Annotated in this window: 16 protein-coding genes; 4 read left to right on the top strand and 12 right to left on the bottom strand. The window is 70.3% G+C overall.

Annotated features, from left to right (window positions below):
- Window positions 1-9: 9 nt before the first annotated feature.
- Window positions 10-588: a CGNR zinc finger domain-containing protein gene (locus C4B68_RS36960; RefSeq protein ID WP_167459233.1), complete on the top strand. Its 579-nt coding sequence runs from the start codon at window positions 10-12 to the stop codon at window positions 586-588.
- A 145-nt stretch (window positions 589-733) separates the two neighbouring features.
- Here C4B68_RS36960 and C4B68_RS36955 read toward each other — a convergent pair whose 3' ends face one another.
- Complete coding sequence (locus C4B68_RS36955) at window positions 734-1,177, bottom strand: VOC family protein (protein WP_099502346.1); 444 nt, start codon at window positions 1,175-1,177, stop codon at window positions 734-736.
- A 633-nt stretch (window positions 1,178-1,810) separates the two neighbouring features.
- Between C4B68_RS36955 and C4B68_RS36950 the strand changes: the two genes are divergently transcribed.
- Complete coding sequence (locus tag C4B68_RS36950) at window positions 1,811-3,715, top strand: ATP-binding SpoIIE family protein phosphatase (protein WP_240634595.1); 1,905 nt, start codon at window positions 1,811-1,813, stop codon at window positions 3,713-3,715.
- 85 nt (window positions 3,716-3,800) lie between these two features.
- Here C4B68_RS36950 and C4B68_RS36945 read toward each other — a convergent pair whose 3' ends face one another.
- From C4B68_RS36945 to C4B68_RS36930, 4 genes are all read right to left on the bottom strand, one after another.
- Window positions 3,801-6,068 carry a serine/threonine-protein kinase gene (locus C4B68_RS36945; protein WP_099502262.1) on the bottom strand — a complete coding sequence of 756 codons (2,268 nt, stop codon included), beginning with the start codon at window positions 6,066-6,068 and terminating at the stop codon, window positions 3,801-3,803.
- A gap of 62 nt (window positions 6,069-6,130) precedes the next feature.
- A complete protein-coding gene (locus C4B68_RS36940) occupies window positions 6,131-6,988 on the bottom strand; it encodes an oxygenase MpaB family protein (RefSeq protein ID WP_099502263.1) in 858 nt (285 codons plus the stop codon).
- A 249-nt stretch (window positions 6,989-7,237) separates the two neighbouring features.
- Window positions 7,238-7,411: a pirin-like C-terminal cupin domain-containing protein gene (locus tag C4B68_RS43780; protein WP_240634594.1), complete on the bottom strand. Its 174-nt coding sequence runs from the start codon at window positions 7,409-7,411 to the stop codon at window positions 7,238-7,240.
- Entirely contained in the window at window positions 7,402-8,538 is a 1,137-nt protein-coding gene (locus C4B68_RS36930) for an ABC transporter permease (RefSeq protein ID WP_240634593.1), read from the bottom strand. The genes C4B68_RS43780 and C4B68_RS36930 overlap by 10 nt, the downstream gene beginning before the upstream one ends.
- Window positions 8,539-8,618: 80 nt before the next feature.
- On the opposite strand from C4B68_RS36930, the gene C4B68_RS36925 reads away from it, so the two are divergent.
- Complete coding sequence (locus tag C4B68_RS36925) at window positions 8,619-9,089, top strand: MarR family winged helix-turn-helix transcriptional regulator (protein WP_099502265.1); 471 nt, start codon at window positions 8,619-8,621, stop codon at window positions 9,087-9,089.
- On the opposite strand, the gene C4B68_RS36920 is transcribed toward C4B68_RS36925, so the two are convergent.
- From C4B68_RS36920 to C4B68_RS36910, 3 genes are all read right to left on the bottom strand, one after another.
- Window positions 9,079-9,384 carry an SDR family NAD(P)-dependent oxidoreductase gene (locus C4B68_RS36920; RefSeq protein ID WP_206337102.1) on the bottom strand — a complete coding sequence of 102 codons (306 nt, stop codon included), beginning with the start codon at window positions 9,382-9,384 and terminating at the stop codon, window positions 9,079-9,081. The two genes, C4B68_RS36925 and C4B68_RS36920, sit on opposite strands and share 11 nt — an antisense overlap.
- A 189-nt stretch (window positions 9,385-9,573) precedes the next feature.
- Entirely contained in the window at window positions 9,574-10,752 is a 1,179-nt protein-coding gene (locus C4B68_RS36915) for an acyl-CoA dehydrogenase family protein (protein ID WP_099502266.1), read from the bottom strand.
- A gap of 164 nt (window positions 10,753-10,916) precedes the next feature.
- Window positions 10,917-11,318, bottom strand: coding sequence for a nuclear transport factor 2 family protein (locus C4B68_RS36910; protein ID WP_099502348.1), 402 nt, complete (start codon window positions 11,316-11,318; stop codon window positions 10,917-10,919).
- 87 nt (window positions 11,319-11,405) lie between these two features.
- On the opposite strand from C4B68_RS36910, the gene C4B68_RS36905 reads away from it, so the two are divergent.
- Complete coding sequence (locus C4B68_RS36905; protein WP_099502267.1) at window positions 11,406-11,969, top strand: PadR family transcriptional regulator; 564 nt, start codon at window positions 11,406-11,408, stop codon at window positions 11,967-11,969.
- 64 nt (window positions 11,970-12,033) lie between these two features.
- Here the strand turns inward: C4B68_RS36905 and C4B68_RS36900 are convergent, their stop codons facing one another.
- From C4B68_RS36900 to C4B68_RS36885, 4 genes are read right to left on the bottom strand one after another with little or no spacing between them, the layout of a single operon-like run.
- A complete protein-coding gene (locus tag C4B68_RS36900; protein WP_240634592.1) occupies window positions 12,034-13,599 on the bottom strand; it encodes an ABC transporter ATP-binding protein in 1,566 nt (521 codons plus the stop codon).
- Entirely contained in the window at window positions 13,596-14,417 is an 822-nt protein-coding gene (locus C4B68_RS36895; protein WP_099502268.1) for an ABC transporter permease, read from the bottom strand. The genes C4B68_RS36900 and C4B68_RS36895 overlap by 4 nt, the downstream gene beginning before the upstream one ends.
- Entirely contained in the window at window positions 14,414-15,427 is a 1,014-nt protein-coding gene (locus tag C4B68_RS36890) for an ABC transporter permease (protein WP_240634591.1), read from the bottom strand. The genes C4B68_RS36895 and C4B68_RS36890 overlap by 4 nt, the downstream gene beginning before the upstream one ends.
- Window positions 15,424-16,971 carry an ABC transporter substrate-binding protein gene (locus C4B68_RS36885; RefSeq protein ID WP_099502269.1) on the bottom strand — a complete coding sequence of 516 codons (1,548 nt, stop codon included), beginning with the start codon at window positions 16,969-16,971 and terminating at the stop codon, window positions 15,424-15,426. The genes C4B68_RS36890 and C4B68_RS36885 overlap by 4 nt, the downstream gene beginning before the upstream one ends.
- Between the last annotated feature and the right edge of the window lie 35 nt (window positions 16,972-17,006).

Raw genomic sequence — 17,006 nt, 5'->3', positions numbered from 1 at the left:
GGTGCCTCCGTGGCCAGAGTTGAAGGATCGACCCCCGCGCGGCGGGTGCCCGCGACTGCCGCGGCGATCGTGAACCTGCTCAACTCCCGTCCGCACAGCCCCGCTCGAGCCCTTCCGGACACGCTCCAAACCCCTGAGGGGGCGAGCGCCGTCCTGCGCCCGTTCGGCCAGCCGGACGGAGTGGCGCCGTCAACGGGGCGCATCGCCAAGATCCGCGACCTGCGCGGAATCCTCATGGACATCGTCTCCGCGCCGGACACCACCCAGGCAGCGCTCGGCTGGGAGGCACTCACCGAGCGCACATCCTCTGTCACACTGCGGCAGGTCTTCTCGGCGCCGGGGAAGGCGGAGCTCGAGCAAGTGGACGGCGACCCGGTCGTAGGCCGCGTCATCCTCGCGGTGGCGGAACTCGTCACCGACGGCACATGGCGTCGTATCCGCACCTGCGCCAACGAGATGTGCGCCGGCGTGTTCTACGACACGACGCGCAGCCGCACTCAGCGCTGGCACTCGTACGAAGTGTGCGGCAACAAGACGAATGTGGCCGCGTACCGAGCCCGGAAGAAGGCCGCGACCGAAAGAAAGTGACGCCATAGAGGCGCAGTCGCATGTCAGCGCTGTAGAGGGCTGTCACACGTCAGCGCCGTGCAGGGCAGTCACACGTCAGCACCGTGAGCCGCGGATCGATCCACGAACGGGTATCGGCGTTGTCGGCGCGACGGCCCTCTCCAGGTCAGCGGCCGGGAAGGCGTTCGGTGACCTCCTGCAGAGTCCAGCCGTTACCGTCGGGGTCGCTGAAGGAGACGAACGAGCTGTAGCTGCGGCGTTCGGGGTCGGGCCCGGGGACCTGGTTGGCGCCACCGGCGCGGTGGAACACCCCACCGGCGTCATGGAAAACCTCGCTGACCGCCGCTCCCCGTTCGACGAGCTCCGCGCGGGCCGCCTCGATGTCCGACACGACCAGGTGCAGTCCCTTCGCCGACCCGGGCGGCGCGTCGCTGACTCCCGTACCGAAGATCACCGAGCAGTGGGAACCGGGCGGGGTCACTTGCACCACGCGGAAGTCGTCTCCGGAGGGGAAGTCGGCGTCCTCCCGCCACCCCAGCGCCTTGCAGAAGGCCTTGGCCCGGTCCACGTCGGCGACCGGCATCACCACGACCTCAAGCTTCATCTCCATGACACGGCACGCCTTCTTCTCGCCGGGAGCGGGGAACCGGCACCGCAGCAGCGACTGCCGCGGCGGTGCGGTCCGTCCGCCCGTCCGCCCGCCCGTCCGTCCGTCCGTCACAGGGAACGCGCACGCTCGTCACGCACCACGAGGACCGAAGGGCGAGCAGCCGGCGATCAGCGCCGTCTGACGGCCGTACAAGCCATGATGAACCCGTTTCCCGGATGCCGCAGATACACCGGACGGCGCCCCTCACTCCTCTCACCGTTCGCCCTTCACCGCTCTCATCGTTGCCGTACCGGACACCTGCACGGACAGCCGGAATGTGCCGGGGAGCGCGTTGTCGCAGACGCGGAGGCAGCAGAGAGGGAGGCAAAGGGGGCTACATGCCGGCGACCATGCGTGCTATAACGTAATTGTCTAGAAATTTACGCCAATTACGGACACTGCGATCCTCATGGGGAGCAACGCCGCCAGGCACTGGCCCCGGACCCGGTCTCGGCCCTGGAGGTGTACGACATGCAACCGATTCGGTTGAACAGAAGCTTCGCCTTTCTGCTCCTCGGCATTGCGCTTTTCTCGGGCGTACAAGTGGCTCTGACGGCTGGTCACCTGCACGTCATGGGACTAACGGAGTATTCCGTGCTGATCCCCGTCGTGGCCGGCGCTCTCTTGTCGCCGCGGCAGACCTTGATCGTGGGCCTTGTCAATCTCGCCGCTGCCATCGCGATCTACGCGACCCTTCTCCAGGGCATCGGGCGTGCCAGTCAAATCATGGTTCTCACTGCGCTGGCTGTAGCGCTGGGCATCAGCCTGGCCGTCTGCCGTATCCGTATCGCAGGGGTGAGGCGCCTCCAGCGCCTGATGATCGCCCGCGAGCGGCTCGACCTGCTCAGTGAGGCCAGCAGTCGTGTCGGCAGCACCCTGGATGTGGCTCGAACCGCCGAGGAACTGGCCGAAGTGGCAGTCCACCGCTTCGCGGACCACGCCACCGTGGACATCTTGGAGTGCGTTCTCCAGGGCGAGGAACCCACTCTGGAGCCTCTGATGGGCGATATCACCCTGCACCGCACCGCTCAGCGGTCGGGCCCGGCCGCTCCCGCGGGGACGGTGGGGCCGGGCGAGGCTGTCATCTACCGCGAGGGGTCAATACCAGCCCTCTCACTGATGAAGGGGGAGCCCCTGGCGGCGGAGACCACCGATGTCGCCGATGCAGCCCGCTGGTCCGCCGAAGCCGTCTGCGCGGATGCGGCACACTCCGTTCTCGTCGTCCCCCTCTGTGCCCGGGGTGTCACCCTCGGCGCGGCGCTCTTCACACGCTCCCCGCGCCGGGACCCCTTCGATGCCGATGACGTACTGCTGGCACAGGAGATCGGGGCAAGAGCCGCGGTGTGCGTGGACAACGCCCGCCGCTACACGCGCGAGCGCAACACTTCCCTGGCGCTTCAGCGAAGCCTCCTGCCCAAGGCGGCCCCGAAGCTGCCGGCCGTGGAAACGGCCACGCGTTACATACCCGCGGACTCACAGGCTGGAGTGGGCGGCGACTGGTACGACGTGATCCCGCTCTCGGGGGCTCGAGTCGCCCTGGTGGTGGGCGATGTGATCGGGCACGGAGTACATGCCTCGGCCATGATGGGGCGTCTGCGTGCTGCCGTACACACTCTCGCCGACATCGACCTGCCGCCCGACGAACTGCTCACCCACCTCGACGACCTCGTCATCCGGCTCGGAACGGACACGGACCACGCGCAGGGGGGCCACGGCGCGGGAGGAGAGGTCGTCGAGTTCGGTGCGACCTGCCAGTACATGATCTATGACCCGGTCTCCCGCCGCTTGACGGCCGCAAGCGCCGGTCATCCTCCCCCCACTCTGGTGCGCCCGGGCTCGCAGGCCGAATACTTCGACATCCCTGCCGGTCCCCCGCTCGGCGTGGGCGGATTTCCCTTCGAGACAGCGGAGGTGCACCTGCCCCAGGGCAGCCTCATCGCCCTGTACACCGACGGCCTCATCGAATCCCCCGGACAAGGCCTGGACGAAGGGCTCGACCATCTGCGAAAGGCCCTCTCCGAGCCGCAGCCCTCTCTTCAGGACATGTGCGACCACGTCCTGAACACACTCGTCGATGATCGCTCCCATGACGATGTCGCCCTCGTCATCGCCCGTACCCAAGAGCTCGACAGCGCACATATCGCCACATGGGACTTGTCGGACGATCTCACCGAGGTCGCTCGCGCCCGCGACCTCACCTCGCTCCAGCTGACAGGCTGGGACCTGGAGGAGTTGGCGTTCACCACGGAACTCGTGGTCAGCGAGCTGGTCACCAACGCCATCCGCTACGGCGGGGGCCCGGTGCAGTTGCGCCTGATCCGGCAGGACACTTTGATCTGCGAGGTGTCCGACGGGAGCAACACCGCTCCGCATCTGCGCCGGGCCCGGGTGTTCGACGAGGGAGGACGCGGGCTGCTCATCGTGGCGCAGCTCGCCGCACGCTGGGGAACACGGAAACGGCCCGACGGAAAGACCATCTGGGCCGAACTCGCCCTGTAGGACCACGGCTCGACACCGCTCAGTGTTCAAGCCGATGACAGCGAGCGCACCGGGTTCACCCATGGCGGCCTCGACCGGGTTCTCGTCAGTGGCCCCCCGCGGCCCGCTGCTGCCGTAACGCCGCCACCCTGCGGTACAGCTCGACGGCCTCCTGGCCGCGCCCCAACTGCTCCAGGCAGTGCGCCTCGTCGTTCCGGCTGGCCAGCGCGTCGGGATGGTCGACGCCAAGGACCTGCTCGCGGGCGGTGGCGACGCGGCGGTACTCGGTGAGTGCGTCGGCCCAGCGGCCGAGCCAGCCGAGGCCGACGGCGACCTCGCGGCGGCTGACAAGGGTGTCCGGGTGGTCGGGACCCAGCACGCGCTCGCGGATCGCGCACACGTCGCGGGACTCGGCGAGCGCCTCCTCCCAGCGCCCCATGCGGCCGAGGTTCACACCGAGGCCGTGCCGGGCGCGCAGGGTTTCGGGGTGCGCCGGCCCGTGCACCCGGGTGCGGTCGTCGATCAGGCCGCGGTAGAGCTCCAGGGCCTGCGCGCTGCGCCCGAGCCGGCCGAGGCTGATGCCGACCTCGTAGCGGGCGGCGAGTGTGTCCGGGTGGTCGGGCCCCAGCGCCTGCGCGCGGGCCTCGGCCACCTCCTGATAGGTGCGCAGCGCCTCCGGCCAGCGCCCCAACTGACCGAGCGCGTACGCGACTTCGTACCGGGTGACGAGGGTGTCGGGGTGGGCCGGGCCGAGCACCCGAGCGCGCGCGACGGCGACTTCGCTCGCCATCCGGTACGAGTCCTCCAGGCGCCCGAGCCTGCTCAGGTTGAAGGCGAGGTTGTGACGGCAGCGCAGGGTGTCGGGATGGTCGGGGCCCATGGCGCGCTCCCGGGCGCCGAGCACGGACGTGTAGGCCTGGTGCGCCTCGAAGTGACGGCCCAACTGGCCCAGTACGTACGCCATTTCCTGGCGGGCGGCCAGGGTGTCGGGGTGGTCGGTGCCCAGCACCCGCTCCCTGACCTGGGCGACATGCGTGTACTCGCGCAGCGCCTCGGCGGGGCGTCCGGTGCGGCTGAGCGTGAATCCGACCTCGTAGCGGCTGGCGAGCGTGTCGGGGTGGTCGGGCCCGAGGGCGTGTTCGCGCTCGGCGGCGACCGCGCGGTGCACCTCGCCGGCCTCGGTCCACCGGCCGAGCCGCCCCAGGCTCAGGCCGGCGTTGTGCCGCCCCGCCAAGGTGGTGATCAACTCCGGTGAGGGTGTGGGCCGTTCGGTGCGCTCGGGCTGGCGTGCGAGGGCCGTGGAGGAGCGGGCGATCCACTCGCCGGTGAGACCCGCCGCCGCGTCCGGCGGGGTGCTGCGCAGCCCGGCGCCGGTCGCCTTGTGGCCGGTGGTCATGCCCCGGGTCCAGGACGGCAGCCGGGGTTCGCGCGACGGCGGCACCTGCGCCGAGGGCGCCAACGAGCGCTGCCCATGGGCCGGTTGACCCACGGCCGGGGACACGACGGTCGGTACATAGGCCGGAGCCGTCCGGCCCGCGCTGATGCGGCGGCCGAGTTCCCGCGCGTCCCGCGGGCGCCGCTCCGGCTCCTTGGCCAGCAGATCCAGGATGATCCGCTCCAGGTACTCGGGGATTTCGCCCCGGTGGCTGCGCGGCGGTTCGGGTGGTGTGTCACGGTGGCCGACAAGGATGGCCCAGGCGTCGTCGAGGTCGAACGGCGGTGCCCCGGTGGCGATTTCGTAGAGCACGCACCCGAAGGAGTACAGGTCGCTGCGCTGGTCCACCTGGGCGCCGCTGATCTGCTCCGGCGACATGTAGTGCGGGGTGCCCATGGCGATGCCGGTTCCGGTCAGCCGCGCGGTGAAGCCGATGTCGTGGCCGAGGCGGGCGATCCCGAAGTCGCAGATCTTCACCGTGCCGTCGGCGAGCCGCATGATGTTCGCGGGCTTCAAGTCACGGTGCACGATGCCCTGTTGATGGGTGTAGGCCAGGGCGGCGGCCACCTGGTCGGCGATGTCCACGACCTCGGCGACCGCCAACGGGTGCTGTCTGTTGTCCTCCAGGAGCTGGCTGAGGTTGCGCCCCTCCAGCAGCTCCATCACCAGATACAGCACACCGTCGGACTCGCCGAAGTCATGGACGACGGTCACCCCGCGATGCTGCAGCGCGGCGGCCACCCGGGCCTCGCGCCGAAACCTCTCCCGCAGGACACGCGTGAAGGACTGATCGTGGTGCGGGCCATGGGGCTTGAGGCACTTGACGGCGACCTGCCGGCCCAGCGACTCGTCCCGCGCCCGCCACACCTCACCCATGCCGCCGCGCCCGATCAGATCGAGCAGCCGGTACCGGCTCTGGATCAGCCTGGTCTCCGCCATCTCGTGCGATCGCCCCCGTCGCTCATCGCCGCGCCCTCCCCTGGCCCGTCCAGTATGGCGAGTTATCTGCCGACTTTGTACGGCGCCGGGCGCGAGCCGGGGCCGAGCCGTGACATGGCGCGCAGAATGTGTTTGGGCGGGAGCTGCCAGCGCAGACGTGCGGGAATACAGCGCAGCAAGGTGCCCGTGACACGCAGACGCCGGGTCACGGCGGCGGGCGACGGGGCCGCCCTGCCGTACAACTCGTGGGCGTACGGCGGCAAAGAGGCGTACGCCAGACGCGCCACGCGCCGCCACAGCAGGGCGCGCGCCGGGAGGAGCAACGGGTGGACCGGCGGTCGTACCAGGAACACGTCCACGTCACGCGCCTCGGGCCCCGCCGCCAGCTCCGGCAGCGTCTTCTCGAAATACTCGGCGAGTTGGTCCTGGTCAGCGGGGACGGCCTCGGGATCGAGCCCCACCAGCCGTGCGCTGATCCGGTGTTCGGCGATGTAGCGATCGGCCTGCGCGTCCGAGAGCGGGAGCCCCGACCGCCGGAGCACATACAGGTAGGAGTCGATCTCCGCGCAGTGCACCCACAGCAGCAGCCCGGGCTCGTCGACGCGGTAGCGCTGCCCCGTGTCCGGGTCCGTCGCCGTGAGCATGCTGTGAATCTTTCGTACCCGCGCCCCAGCCTTCTCGGCAGCCTCACTGGTGCCGTACGTGGTCGTCCCCACGAAGTTCGCGGTCCGCATCAGCCGGCCCCAGGCGTCGCGCCGGAAGTCCGAGTTCTGCATGACACCGCGTACGGCGCGCGGGTGCAGGGCCTGGAGGTAGAGCGCACGGATTCCGGCGACCCACATCATGGGGTCGCTGTGCAGCTGCCAGGTCACCGAATCCGGAGTGAAGAGCCCCGGGTCACCTGCGGGGAAGGCGTCCACACGGTCAGTCTGACCAGGATTGCCCGTTGGCACCAGCAGCAGTTCGTGACCTGTGGTGATGCCGACAAGATGCCGGACTGACCGCTGAACCGGCAGGACACCTGAGCGGTGGTGCGGGACGGACCCCGCGCGCCGCGATGCGCTCGGCACAGCCGGATCCGGAGCCCGGGGGCGAGCCGGGAGCGCAGACGGTCGAACTCGGCGTTGCCGCACGTGGGCACGAGCACGTCGGTGCCCGCGCGCAGCTCATCACGGCGCCGTCAGCAGTCCGTGCATCGCGCCCGACCGGTAGCGCTCGACGGCTTCAGCGACGCGCGTACGGCTGGAGAGGCAGAACCCGCCGCACATGTACGCGGGGGTGCGCAGCGGCTTGCCCGCCCCGAACAGGAACTGCCCGCCCTGCTCGCCGGGTTCTAACTCCACGGCGCCCGTGCCGGGGTCGAAGTCGGCCAGTCCGGCGGGGCCGAGCGCGCCGCGGCTCGCCAGTCTGGCGATACGGCCGTCTCCTTCAGCTCGACTGCCTCCTGCACACCGGCCGGATCCGCGCGCCGGAACACGTCCTTCAGGTAGAGCACGGCGGCGGCGCCGAGGACCCACAGCGGGAGGATCACCAGGGCGCGGGCCAATCCGTCGTTCTCGAAGCGAGACAGCCCTTGCATCGCGCGGACGCCGACCCCGACGGGCAGGATCTCGGACAGCGGGCGCAGCCAGGCGGGAAGGTAGGCCGCCGGCATGACCCCACCGCTGCTGCTGTTGCCGAGGATCAGCAGGAGGATCGAGGCGAGACTGACGCCCGCGGAGCCGAACAGTCGCAGCAGCACCATGGTCGTGCCACCGACTGCGGCGCCCATCAGCGCGATGATGAGGGCGAGGGGCAGGAAGGCGCCGGGCAGCGCATCGAAGCCCGTGCTCCCGCCGATGGCGGCGACCAGGACGCCGCCGACCGCTCCGAACAGGGCCAGGCTGGCCATACGCCAGCGGTACTGGAGCCTGGGTGCGAGCTGGTACGTCGTCAAACCGAAGAGGTATCCGGCCAGCACGAGGCCGAAGGCCGCGTAGAAGACGGAGAGCCCCCGGGTGTCCCCCGCTGCCGCCGGGGCAACGTCCTCGACGGAGAGGTCATGGTTGTCCGCGTGGGCCACGGAAGCGAATGCGGTGGTCAGGGTCGCGGTGACGGCCGCTCCGTTGGCGCTGCCGTAGAGCAGGTTCCCCTTGCCGAGGTAGGCCCCGTACACGGACCTGTCCTCGACGGCCTGCCGGGCGGAGGATTTGTCGGGGTAGGTCTCGAGCGTGAAGCCGCCCGGGGCGACCCGCTCGAGGTCCTCGCGCAGGTGCGCCTGCCGCGTGCCGACCTCCGTGGTGCCCACGCGGAGCTCATGAGGGCGCGGCGCGTGGAAGGCGGCGAGATAGACGCTGACGAAAAGGGTGCCGATCAGCAGGACGACCGCGACGGGGAGCAGGACGGCACGCGCGGTCCCAGGGCGCAGAGGCGGATGGGCCACGTCCAGGGCGTGCTTGTGAGCTGGTCGGTTGGAGACTCGCTGGGACATCGAAAACAGATTCCTAGAATAGAAGCCAACTGATAATCTTTGTACACATAATCAGTTGACTTACAAAGGAGGTCCGCCGCGTGAACGCTTCCGAGCGGCGCACGGGCTATGTGGCCTGGCAGATCGGCCAGATCATCGCGACTCGGGCCGAGCGCACACTGCGCTCGTTCCACTTGACCCTTGCCCAGCACAGCGCCCTGGCGCAGGCCGTCCTCGATCCGGGCGTCACCAGTGCGACCGCGGCGCGCAGAGCGGCGATCACCCCTCAGTCCATGGGAACCGCGGTCAACGGGCTGGTCGAGCGGGGGCTTCTGGAGCGCCGGACCGCCCCCGGCGACAGGCGCACGCATCGACTGTACGCCACCGAGGCCGGACTGCGGCTCGCGGCGGAGGCCAGAAGCGCGGTGGAAGCCACCCACGACGAAGCTCTGCAGGTGCTGACGCCGATGGAGCAGGAGCAGGTGCACTCACTACTGCTGAAACTGTTGGCGTCACTGAATCCGGCATCCTTGGACGTCGACAGCGCGCATCGTGAGGTTCCTACGGTGTGATCTCGTCGAGGCGGCCGAAGTGTTCGATACCAGCGTTGCTCACCAGGATGTCGAGCTTGCCGCAGCGCTCGACGACCTGGTCGACGAGGCGTCCCGTCTGCTCCGGGTCGGAGACGTCCGCCTGGATCGCGATCGCGTCGGTGCCGTCCTCTTGAGCTCTGCGACCAGCTGTTCGGCGTCTGCCGCGCTGCTGCGGTAGTTGATCGCGACCCTCGCGCCGCCCTGCGCGAGGCGTTCGGCGACGGCTTGCCGATGCCGCGACCGGCTCCGGTGCTTGTATTGGTCGGCCAATCACGGTTTGGGGGCCAAATACCCGCCGTGGCGCATCGACACATGCCCGAACACCGTGACCGGCCGCGGCCGGGGCATACGTGTCCCTTCGGCCGGCCTCTCGGCTGCTGGCGGACGTGGGGCACGCTGTCGAGATTCAGGTCGTCGAACTGCGCGACCTGACCGCCGGCATCGCCAGCAGATTCGCGTCAGGCTAACGTCGCACCCGCGGCATCCCCAGGCCGATCCACGCGATGATCTCGCGCTGGATCTCGTTGTTGCCGCCGCCGAAGGTGAAGATCACCGCCGATCGGTAGCCGCGTTCGAGTTCGCCGTGCAGGACCGTGCCCGCGGAGCCCTCCTTGAGAGCGCCGGGGGCGGCGACGATCTCCATCAGCCAGGCGTAGGCGTCGCGGCGGGCCTCGGAGCCGTAGACCTTGACGGCGGAGGCGTCCTGGGGGGTGAGGGTGCCGTCCTGGACGGCGTTCACCATCTGCCAGTTGAGGAGTTTCATGGCATCGAGCTGGGTGTGGGTCCGGGCGAGGCGGCGGCGGACCCAGGGCAGGTCGATGACGCGGCGGCCGTCGGCGAGCTTGGTCTCCATCGCCCAGCGCTGGACGTCGTGCAGGGCGCGGATCGCCATGGTGCCGTGGGCGGCGAGCGTGACGCGTTCGTGGTTGAGCTGGTTGGTGATCAGCCGCCAGCCCTTGTTCTCCTCGCCGACCCGGCGGGAGACGGGGACGCGGATGTTCTCGTAGTAGCTCGCGGTGGTGTCGTGCGAGGCGAGGGTGTTGATGAGGGTGCACGAGTAGCCGGGGTCGGAGGTCGGCACCAGGAGCATGGTGATGCCCTTGTGCGGCGGGGCGTCCGGGTCGGTGCGGACGGCGAGCCACACCCAGTCCGCCGTGTCGCCGTTCGTCGTCCAGATCTTCTGCCCGTTCACGACATAGTCGTCGCCGTCCCGTACGGCCTTGGTCTTGAGCGCGGCCAGATCGGTGCCCGCGTCGGGCTCGCTGTAGCCGATCGCGAAGTCGATCTCGCCGGAGAGGATCTTCGGCAGGAAGTACTCCTTCTGCTCCTCCGTGCCGAACTGCATGATCGTCGGGCCGACCGTGTTCAGCGCCATCAGCGGCAGCGGGACCCCCGCCTGGGCCGCCTCGTCGAAGAAGATGAACTGCTCCATGGGGCTCAGCCCGCGCCCGCCGTACTCCTTGGGCCAGCCCACGCCGAGCCATCCGTCCCTGCCGAGGCGGCGGATGGTCTCGCGGTAGAAACGCTTCCGCGCGGTCGGCTCGGCGTACCGGGCGTAGGCGTTGTCCGGCACCAACTGGGCGAAGTAGCCGCGCAGTTCGGTGCGCAACCGCTGCTGCTCTGGCGTGTATTCGAGATGCACGGCGCCTCCTGGCTCCCCAAGGCCGGACCTGACGGCGCACACCGTAGAACGTGTTTCAGAAATTGGGAATGCCGACGACAGGCGGGAGCGGCGGACAGGTCACCCGGTTACCCGGTGGGCCCATCACAGGGCCCGGAACATCGCCTGCTCGCCCGACGCCTCCGCTACGCCCCCGACGCCTCCGCGGCCTCCCGCGAGATCCGCTCGAACTGCGCCCCCATCGCCTCGGAGAGCGCCTGGGCCGCCGACAACGGGCGGACCATCACCATCAGTTCGTCGATCCTGCCGTCCTCGTCGATGTGCAGGAAGTCGCAGCCGCTGATCTCCTTGTCGCCCACCTTCGCCTCGAAGACCAGCGCGTGGTTCCGGCCGTCGGCGTCGGCGATTTCGCGCACGTACCGGAAGTCGGTGAAGACCCGGGAGACACCGCGCAGGATGGCCGCGGTGATCGCCTTGCCCGGGTAGGGCTTGAAGGCGACGGGGCTGGTGAACACGACATCGTCGGCCAGCATCTCCTCGATCGCGGCGAGGTCCCCGGCCTCCACGGCCTTACGGAAGGAATGCATCACGCCCACCCTTCATCCCATACTCAATTAATTGACTAGACGCGGATCAGATTAGTCGCGGGCATGTCCGACGTCTAGCCTTGGGGCATGGCATTGCGCAACGCGGTCCTGGCCGCGCTTCTGGAGGGCGAGGCATCGGGGTACGACCTGGCCAAGGGTTTCGACGCGTCGGTGGCCAACTTCTGGATGGCGACGCCTCAGCAGCTGTACCGGGAGCTCGACCGGATGGCCTCCGAGGGGCTCATCGAGGCCCGGCTCGTCCAGCAGGAACGCCGGCCGAACAAGCGGATGTTCTCGCTGACCGAGGCGGGCCGCGCTGCGCTGCGCGACTTCACGGCCGAGCCGTCGAAGCCCACGGCCATCCGCGACGAGCTGATGGTCAAGGTCTACGCCGTCGACGACGGGGACGAGCCGGCCGTACGGGCGGCGATCGCCGAGCGTCTGGAGTGGGCGCGCGGCAAACTGGCCCACTACGACCGCATCCGTGCCCGGCTCCTGGACGGGCGTACGGAGGACGAATACCTGGCCGCCACCGAGCGCGTCGGACCGTATCTCACGCTGATGGCGGGACGCGCCTTCGAGCAGGACAACATCCGTTGGGCCGGGCAAGCCCTGCGCATCCTGGAGCAACGCGCTTCCGTGGCACGGTAGTTCCGCGCGCACCCGAGGCGGCCGTCGCTCCGTACGAGTCCTTCACCAGGATCCGTACGAGACCTCACCAGGAGGAGATCAGCTCCGCGGTCGGCCCGTGGCCGGCCAGCCGACCCTCCTCCAGCACGTGCACGGTGTCGGTGTACGCGGCCACGAGATGGAGTTCGTGGCTGACCAGCGCGACGGCCATGTCACGTTCGGCGCGCAGGCGTTGGAGGAGCTCCATCACGGCGGTGGCCGTGTCCTGGTCGAGGGCGGAGGTGATCTCGTCGCAGAGCAGGAAGTCGGGGTCGGCGGCCAGGGCGCGGGCGATGGCGACGCGCTGGCGCTGGCCGCCGGAGAGTTCCGCCGGATGACGACAGGTGAAGTCGGCGGGCAGCTCGACCTGTTCGAGGAGTTCCACGACCCGGTCGGGTACCTGGCGCTTGGCGACCGTGCGGAACAGCCGCAGCGGGCGGGCGAGCGCGGCCCCGACCGTCTGGGAGGGGTTGAGCGTACCCAGCGGGTTCTGCGGGACGAGCTGGATGCGCCGATGGTGCTGTCGGCTGCGACCGCGCACCGCAGACCCGATGGATTCACCGTCGAGGGCGAGGCTGCCGGAGTCGGGTCGGTGCAGGCCGGCCAGGACGCGCAGCAGCGTCGTCTTGCCGGAGCCGGACGGGCCGACGATTCCCGTCGCGGAACCCGGCCGGGCGGTGAAGTCCACGGTTTCGAGGGCGTGTTGGACCCGTCCCCGATGGCGGAACCCCACGCTGATTCCGCGTGCCGTGATGCCTTCCGCGGTAACGGGCGCGGACGGTTCCGACGGTGGCGTGCGCGGCTGGGTCCGGGGCCTCGGCCCGCGCGGCTCTCTCCCCGGCACCGGGAGGCGTACCTCCCGGTCGGCGCACGCCGCCACGAGTTCGGGGTCGTGGCACGCCATGACGACGGCGAGCCCGCGTGCCGCGGCGAGGTCGCGCAGCAGCTCGGCGATGCCGTCGCGCAGGGCCCGGTCGAGTCCGGCGGTGGGCTCGTCGAGGAGCAGGATGTCCGGGGTACGGGCCAGTGCGCGGGCGAGGGCGACGCGGCGCTGCTGGCCGCCCGAGAGCGCGGTGGGGCGCCGGTCCACAAGACCGGCGTTCGTGGGCAGTCGGCATTCGCGCAGCAGGGCGAGGATCGCCTCGTCGCCGGCGTCCGTGGCGGTCTCGGCGACCAGACGGCGTACCTTCATGCGCGGGTTGAGGGCGGAGCCGGGGTCCTGTCCGACGTACGCGACCCGGGTACGGCGCAGTTCCCGCAGGGCCGGCGCGGGCAGCGTCGACGGGTCGTGGCCGAGGACGTCCAGGGTTCCCGCGGACACGGTCGCGCCCGGCGGGAGGTGGCCGATGAGGGCGCGCAGCAGGGTGGTCTTGCCGGAGCCCGACGCACCGGTGAGGGCGGTGATCTCCCGTGGGCGTACGGCGAGACTGACCGGCGGGAGGAGCACCGGGCCGCCGGGGAAGCGGATTTCGAGGTCGGTGACCGTGACGAGCGGAGCCTCGGCCGCCGGGCCGGGCCCTTCGGCCGGGCCGGGCCCTTCGGCCGGGGCAGGTCCTTCGGCCGGGGCGGGGCTTTCGTCGGGGACGTCACGCGTGGTGGCCGGCTGGCTCACGAGGCGGTCACCGCCTTCCGTGCGGAGCGGGGTGCGAGAGAGGAGGAGGCCAGGTTGACGCTGATCGCGAGCAGGGCGATGGCCAGGCCGGGGGCCACGACCGCCCAGGGGTTGAGGAGAATGCCTGGGGCGTTCTCGCGGATCATCAAGGCCCAGTCGGCGGCCGGTGGTTGGGAACCGATCTGCAGGAATCCGGCCACGGAGATGACATAGACGGCTTCCACGAAGCGCAGGCCGAACAGGGCGAGCACCGTGGCGCGCAGATTGGGGAGCAGCTCGCGCAGGGCGACGTACCAGAGCCGCTCGCCGCGGGCGGTGGCGGCCTCGACGTATCCGGATTGGGCGAGCGGGGCCGCCGCGCCGGCGACGAGACGTACGGCGTAGGGCACGCCCAGGACTATGGCGGCGGCGTTGACCGCCAGGCGTCCGCCGTCCGGCCAGGCCAACGCGATGAGCATGATGCCGAGGACGGGCGGCAGCAGGATGGCCACGTCGGCGGTGCGTTCCACGGCGCGGCCGAGGGCGGGGCGCAGCGCGGCGAAGCAGCCGAGCAGGGCGGCCAGCGCGGTGACGGCGAGGGCGACGAGGAGGGCACTGCCGATCAGCGCGGTGCCGCCGTGCAGGAGCCTGCTCACCACGTCGCGGCCCAGTTGGTCTCCGCCCAGCGGCGCGCCGTCTCCGGCCGGGGCGTACGGGGCGGTGACGGGCGTGTCGATGGGGTGCGGGGCGAGCCACGGGCCGGTCAGGGCGAGCAGGACGAGGAGCAGACCTGGAGCGATGCGTTTCAGGACGCGCCTGGGGACCACGGTGACGGTCACGTGCGTGCTCCCAGCATCCGGGCGCGGACGAGGTCGGCGGCGAGCAGGACGAGGCTGATGGCGGCACCCGCGCACATCACGACCCCGGCGATGAGCGGGGCGTCGCGGCCGGCGACGGCGGCGGCCAGGACGGAGCCGATGCCCGGGTAGTTGAACAGCGTCTCCACGGCCACGGCGCCCCCGAGGAGCATGCCGGTGGAGGTGGCGATGCCGGTCGCGATCGCGGGGAGCGCGCCGGGCAGCGCGTGACGCAGGACGACGCGGTGCGGGGGCAGCCCGTCCAGATGGGCGGCTTCGACATGGGGCGCGGACGCCTGGTCGGCGAGCGCGCCGCGCACGATGCGGGTGTTCCATCCGGTCTGCGGGATGACGAGGGCCAGCACCGGCATGATCAGCATGGTCCAGGTGGTGGGGTTGCCGTCGGCTCCGGTGAGCGTGACGGCGGGCAGCCAGCCCGTCCACAGCGACAGGACGAGCAACAGGCCGACGGAGACGACGAATTCGGGCACGGCGAACGCCGAGGTGGCCGCGTGCCCGATGATCCGGTCGATCGGCCGGCCCGGACGGGAGGCCGCCCAGCAGCCCAGGGCGAGCGAGGCGACGACGGTGAGGACGAAGGCGGCCGACCCGAGCAGCAGCGTGTTGGGGAAGGGGTCGGCGAGCAGGTCGGTGACCTTCTGCCCGCGCGCGGAGGTCCCCAGGTCGCCGGTGGGCAGGGCGGTCATCCAGTCCCAGAAGCGTTCCCACAACGGCCGGTCGAGGCCCAGGAGATGCCTCCGGGCCGCCACGTCCGCGGCGCTGTCCCCGCGCTCCGAGGTCGCGGTGGCGGCGTCGCCGGGCAGCACCTCCACAGCGGCGAAGACCACGGCGAGGAGTACGGCGAGCATCAGGGCCCGCCGGGCCACGGCCGCGGCGACGCGCAGGACGAGCGTGCCCGTACGACGCGGCACGGTGGCCGCCCCCGAGCGTGCGGGGACGGCCACCACGTCGTCCTTGACGGTGCGGCTCAACTCAGCCACACGTTCTCGAGCTGGACCCGGCCGTAGCCCGGGAGCTTGGGCAGGTTCTGGACCTTGGCCACGGCGAGGTCGATGCCGTCGGCCATGCCCCACAGCAGATAGCCGGACTTGTCGTACTCGATCTGCTGCAGCTCGCGCAGCGCGGTGCCGCGCGCGGTTTCGTCGGCGGTGCCGATGACCTTGCGGTACGAGGCGTCGAACTCCTTGTCGGCGAAGCCGGCTTCGTTCTGCCCGGCCTCGCTGACCAGCGTCTTGGAGGCGAAGAAGACCACGGAGTCGTTGGTGCCCCAGTACGTGGTGTACAGATCGCCCTTGAGCCAGGTCTTCTCGTAGAAGGCGCCGGACTCCTGCTTGACGACCTGGATCTTGATGCCGGCCTCGCGCGCCTGGGAGGCGAACAGCGTCGCGGACTCGGCGAGCCCTGGGATGTCTTCGGTGGTGACCAGGTCGTAGGTCTTGGACAGGTCGAACTTGGCCTCGGTGAGCAGCTTCTTGGCCTTCGCCAAATCACGCGTGCGCTGCGGGATGCCCTTGGCGTAGTTCGGGTCGCCGGTGCCCATGATGTCGTTGGCGACGGTGCCGTAGCCGGACAGCACCTGCTTGACCATCGCGTCGCGGTCGACGACCAGGCGCAGCGCCTCGCGCACCCGCTCGTCGGCGAACGGGCCGCTCTTGGTGCGCATCACGATGGGCATCGACATGTCGTTGGGGCGGCGCACGACCTGGATGTCCTTGCGGGACTCGGCGGTTCGCGCGGCGACGGCGCCGACGTTCGAGGCTACGTCGATCTGCCCGGCGAGCAGCGCGCTGGACATCGCCTGCGGCGTCTCGAACATCTTCACCTCGATGGCGTCGAGGTGGACGGTGCCGCCGTACCACGCGTCGTTGCGGACCAGTCGCGCGTTGCCGCCGCGGTACCAGTCGAGCTTGAACGGGCCGGTGCCCGGCGCCTTCTCCAGTTCCTTGTCGGAGGTGTCCTTCTTCAGGACGAACGTCGTCAGACGCGTCAGCAGCGGCAGTTCGGCATTGGCGTAGTCGGAGACGAGTACGACGGTGTCGTCGCCCTCGGACTTGATGTTCTCCGCCTTGATGCCGGGCAGCCGGGCGGCGCCGGACGGGGTGTTGCGCAGGCGCTTGAGCGACCAGACCACGTCCGCCGCGGTGACCGGGGTGCCGTCGTGGAAGGTGGCGCCCTTGGCCAGCTTGAAGCGCCAGGTCTTCAGGTCCGTCGACGCCTCCCACGAAGCGGCGAGCCGGGGCTCGGTGTTGGGCTCGGTACCCGGCACGGTGAGCGTGTCGTAGATCAGGGCCAGGATCAGGTAGTCGCTCTCGTTGCCCTGTGTCCCGTGCGGGTCCCGGGTGATGGCGCCGGCGCGCCCCAGGGCTCCGATGCGGAGAGTGCCGCCCTTCTTGGGCTTGCCGCCCGCGGCCGCCGGCTTCCCCGAGGTGTCGTCGCCCCCCGAACAAGCGGCCAGCAGTGCTGTCGTACCTATCGCCCCGCCGGCCCACAGCACTTGGCGCCTGGTGATGTTCACGTACGTCCTCGATCCCGTCGCACAGGAATGTGGCA

Source organism: Streptomyces dengpaensis (genome assembly GCF_002946835.1).
In the GTDB taxonomy this organism is placed as follows: domain Bacteria; phylum Actinomycetota; class Actinomycetes; order Streptomycetales; family Streptomycetaceae; genus Streptomyces; species Streptomyces dengpaensis.
This window is presented reverse-complemented; position numbering and strand designations above follow the sequence as displayed.

Bases quoted from the DNA above. Each gene is read 5' to 3' on its own strand.
- C4B68_RS36955 (WP_099502346.1), bottom strand. From the start codon at position 1,177: ATGGAGATGAAGCTTGAGGTCGTGGTGATGCCGGTCGCCGACGTGGAC.
- C4B68_RS36945 (WP_099502262.1), bottom strand. From the start codon at position 6,068: ATGGCGGAGACCAGGCTGATCCAGAGCCGGTACCGGCTGCTCGATCTG.
- C4B68_RS36930 (WP_240634593.1), bottom strand. From the start codon at position 8,538: ATGTCCCAGCGAGTCTCCAACCGACCAGCTCACAAGCACGCCCTGGAC.
- C4B68_RS36910 (WP_099502348.1), bottom strand. From the start codon at position 11,318: ATGCATTCCTTCCGTAAGGCCGTGGAGGCCGGGGACCTCGCCGCGATC.
- C4B68_RS36905 (WP_099502267.1), top strand. From the start codon at position 11,406: ATGGCATTGCGCAACGCGGTCCTGGCCGCGCTTCTGGAGGGCGAGGCA.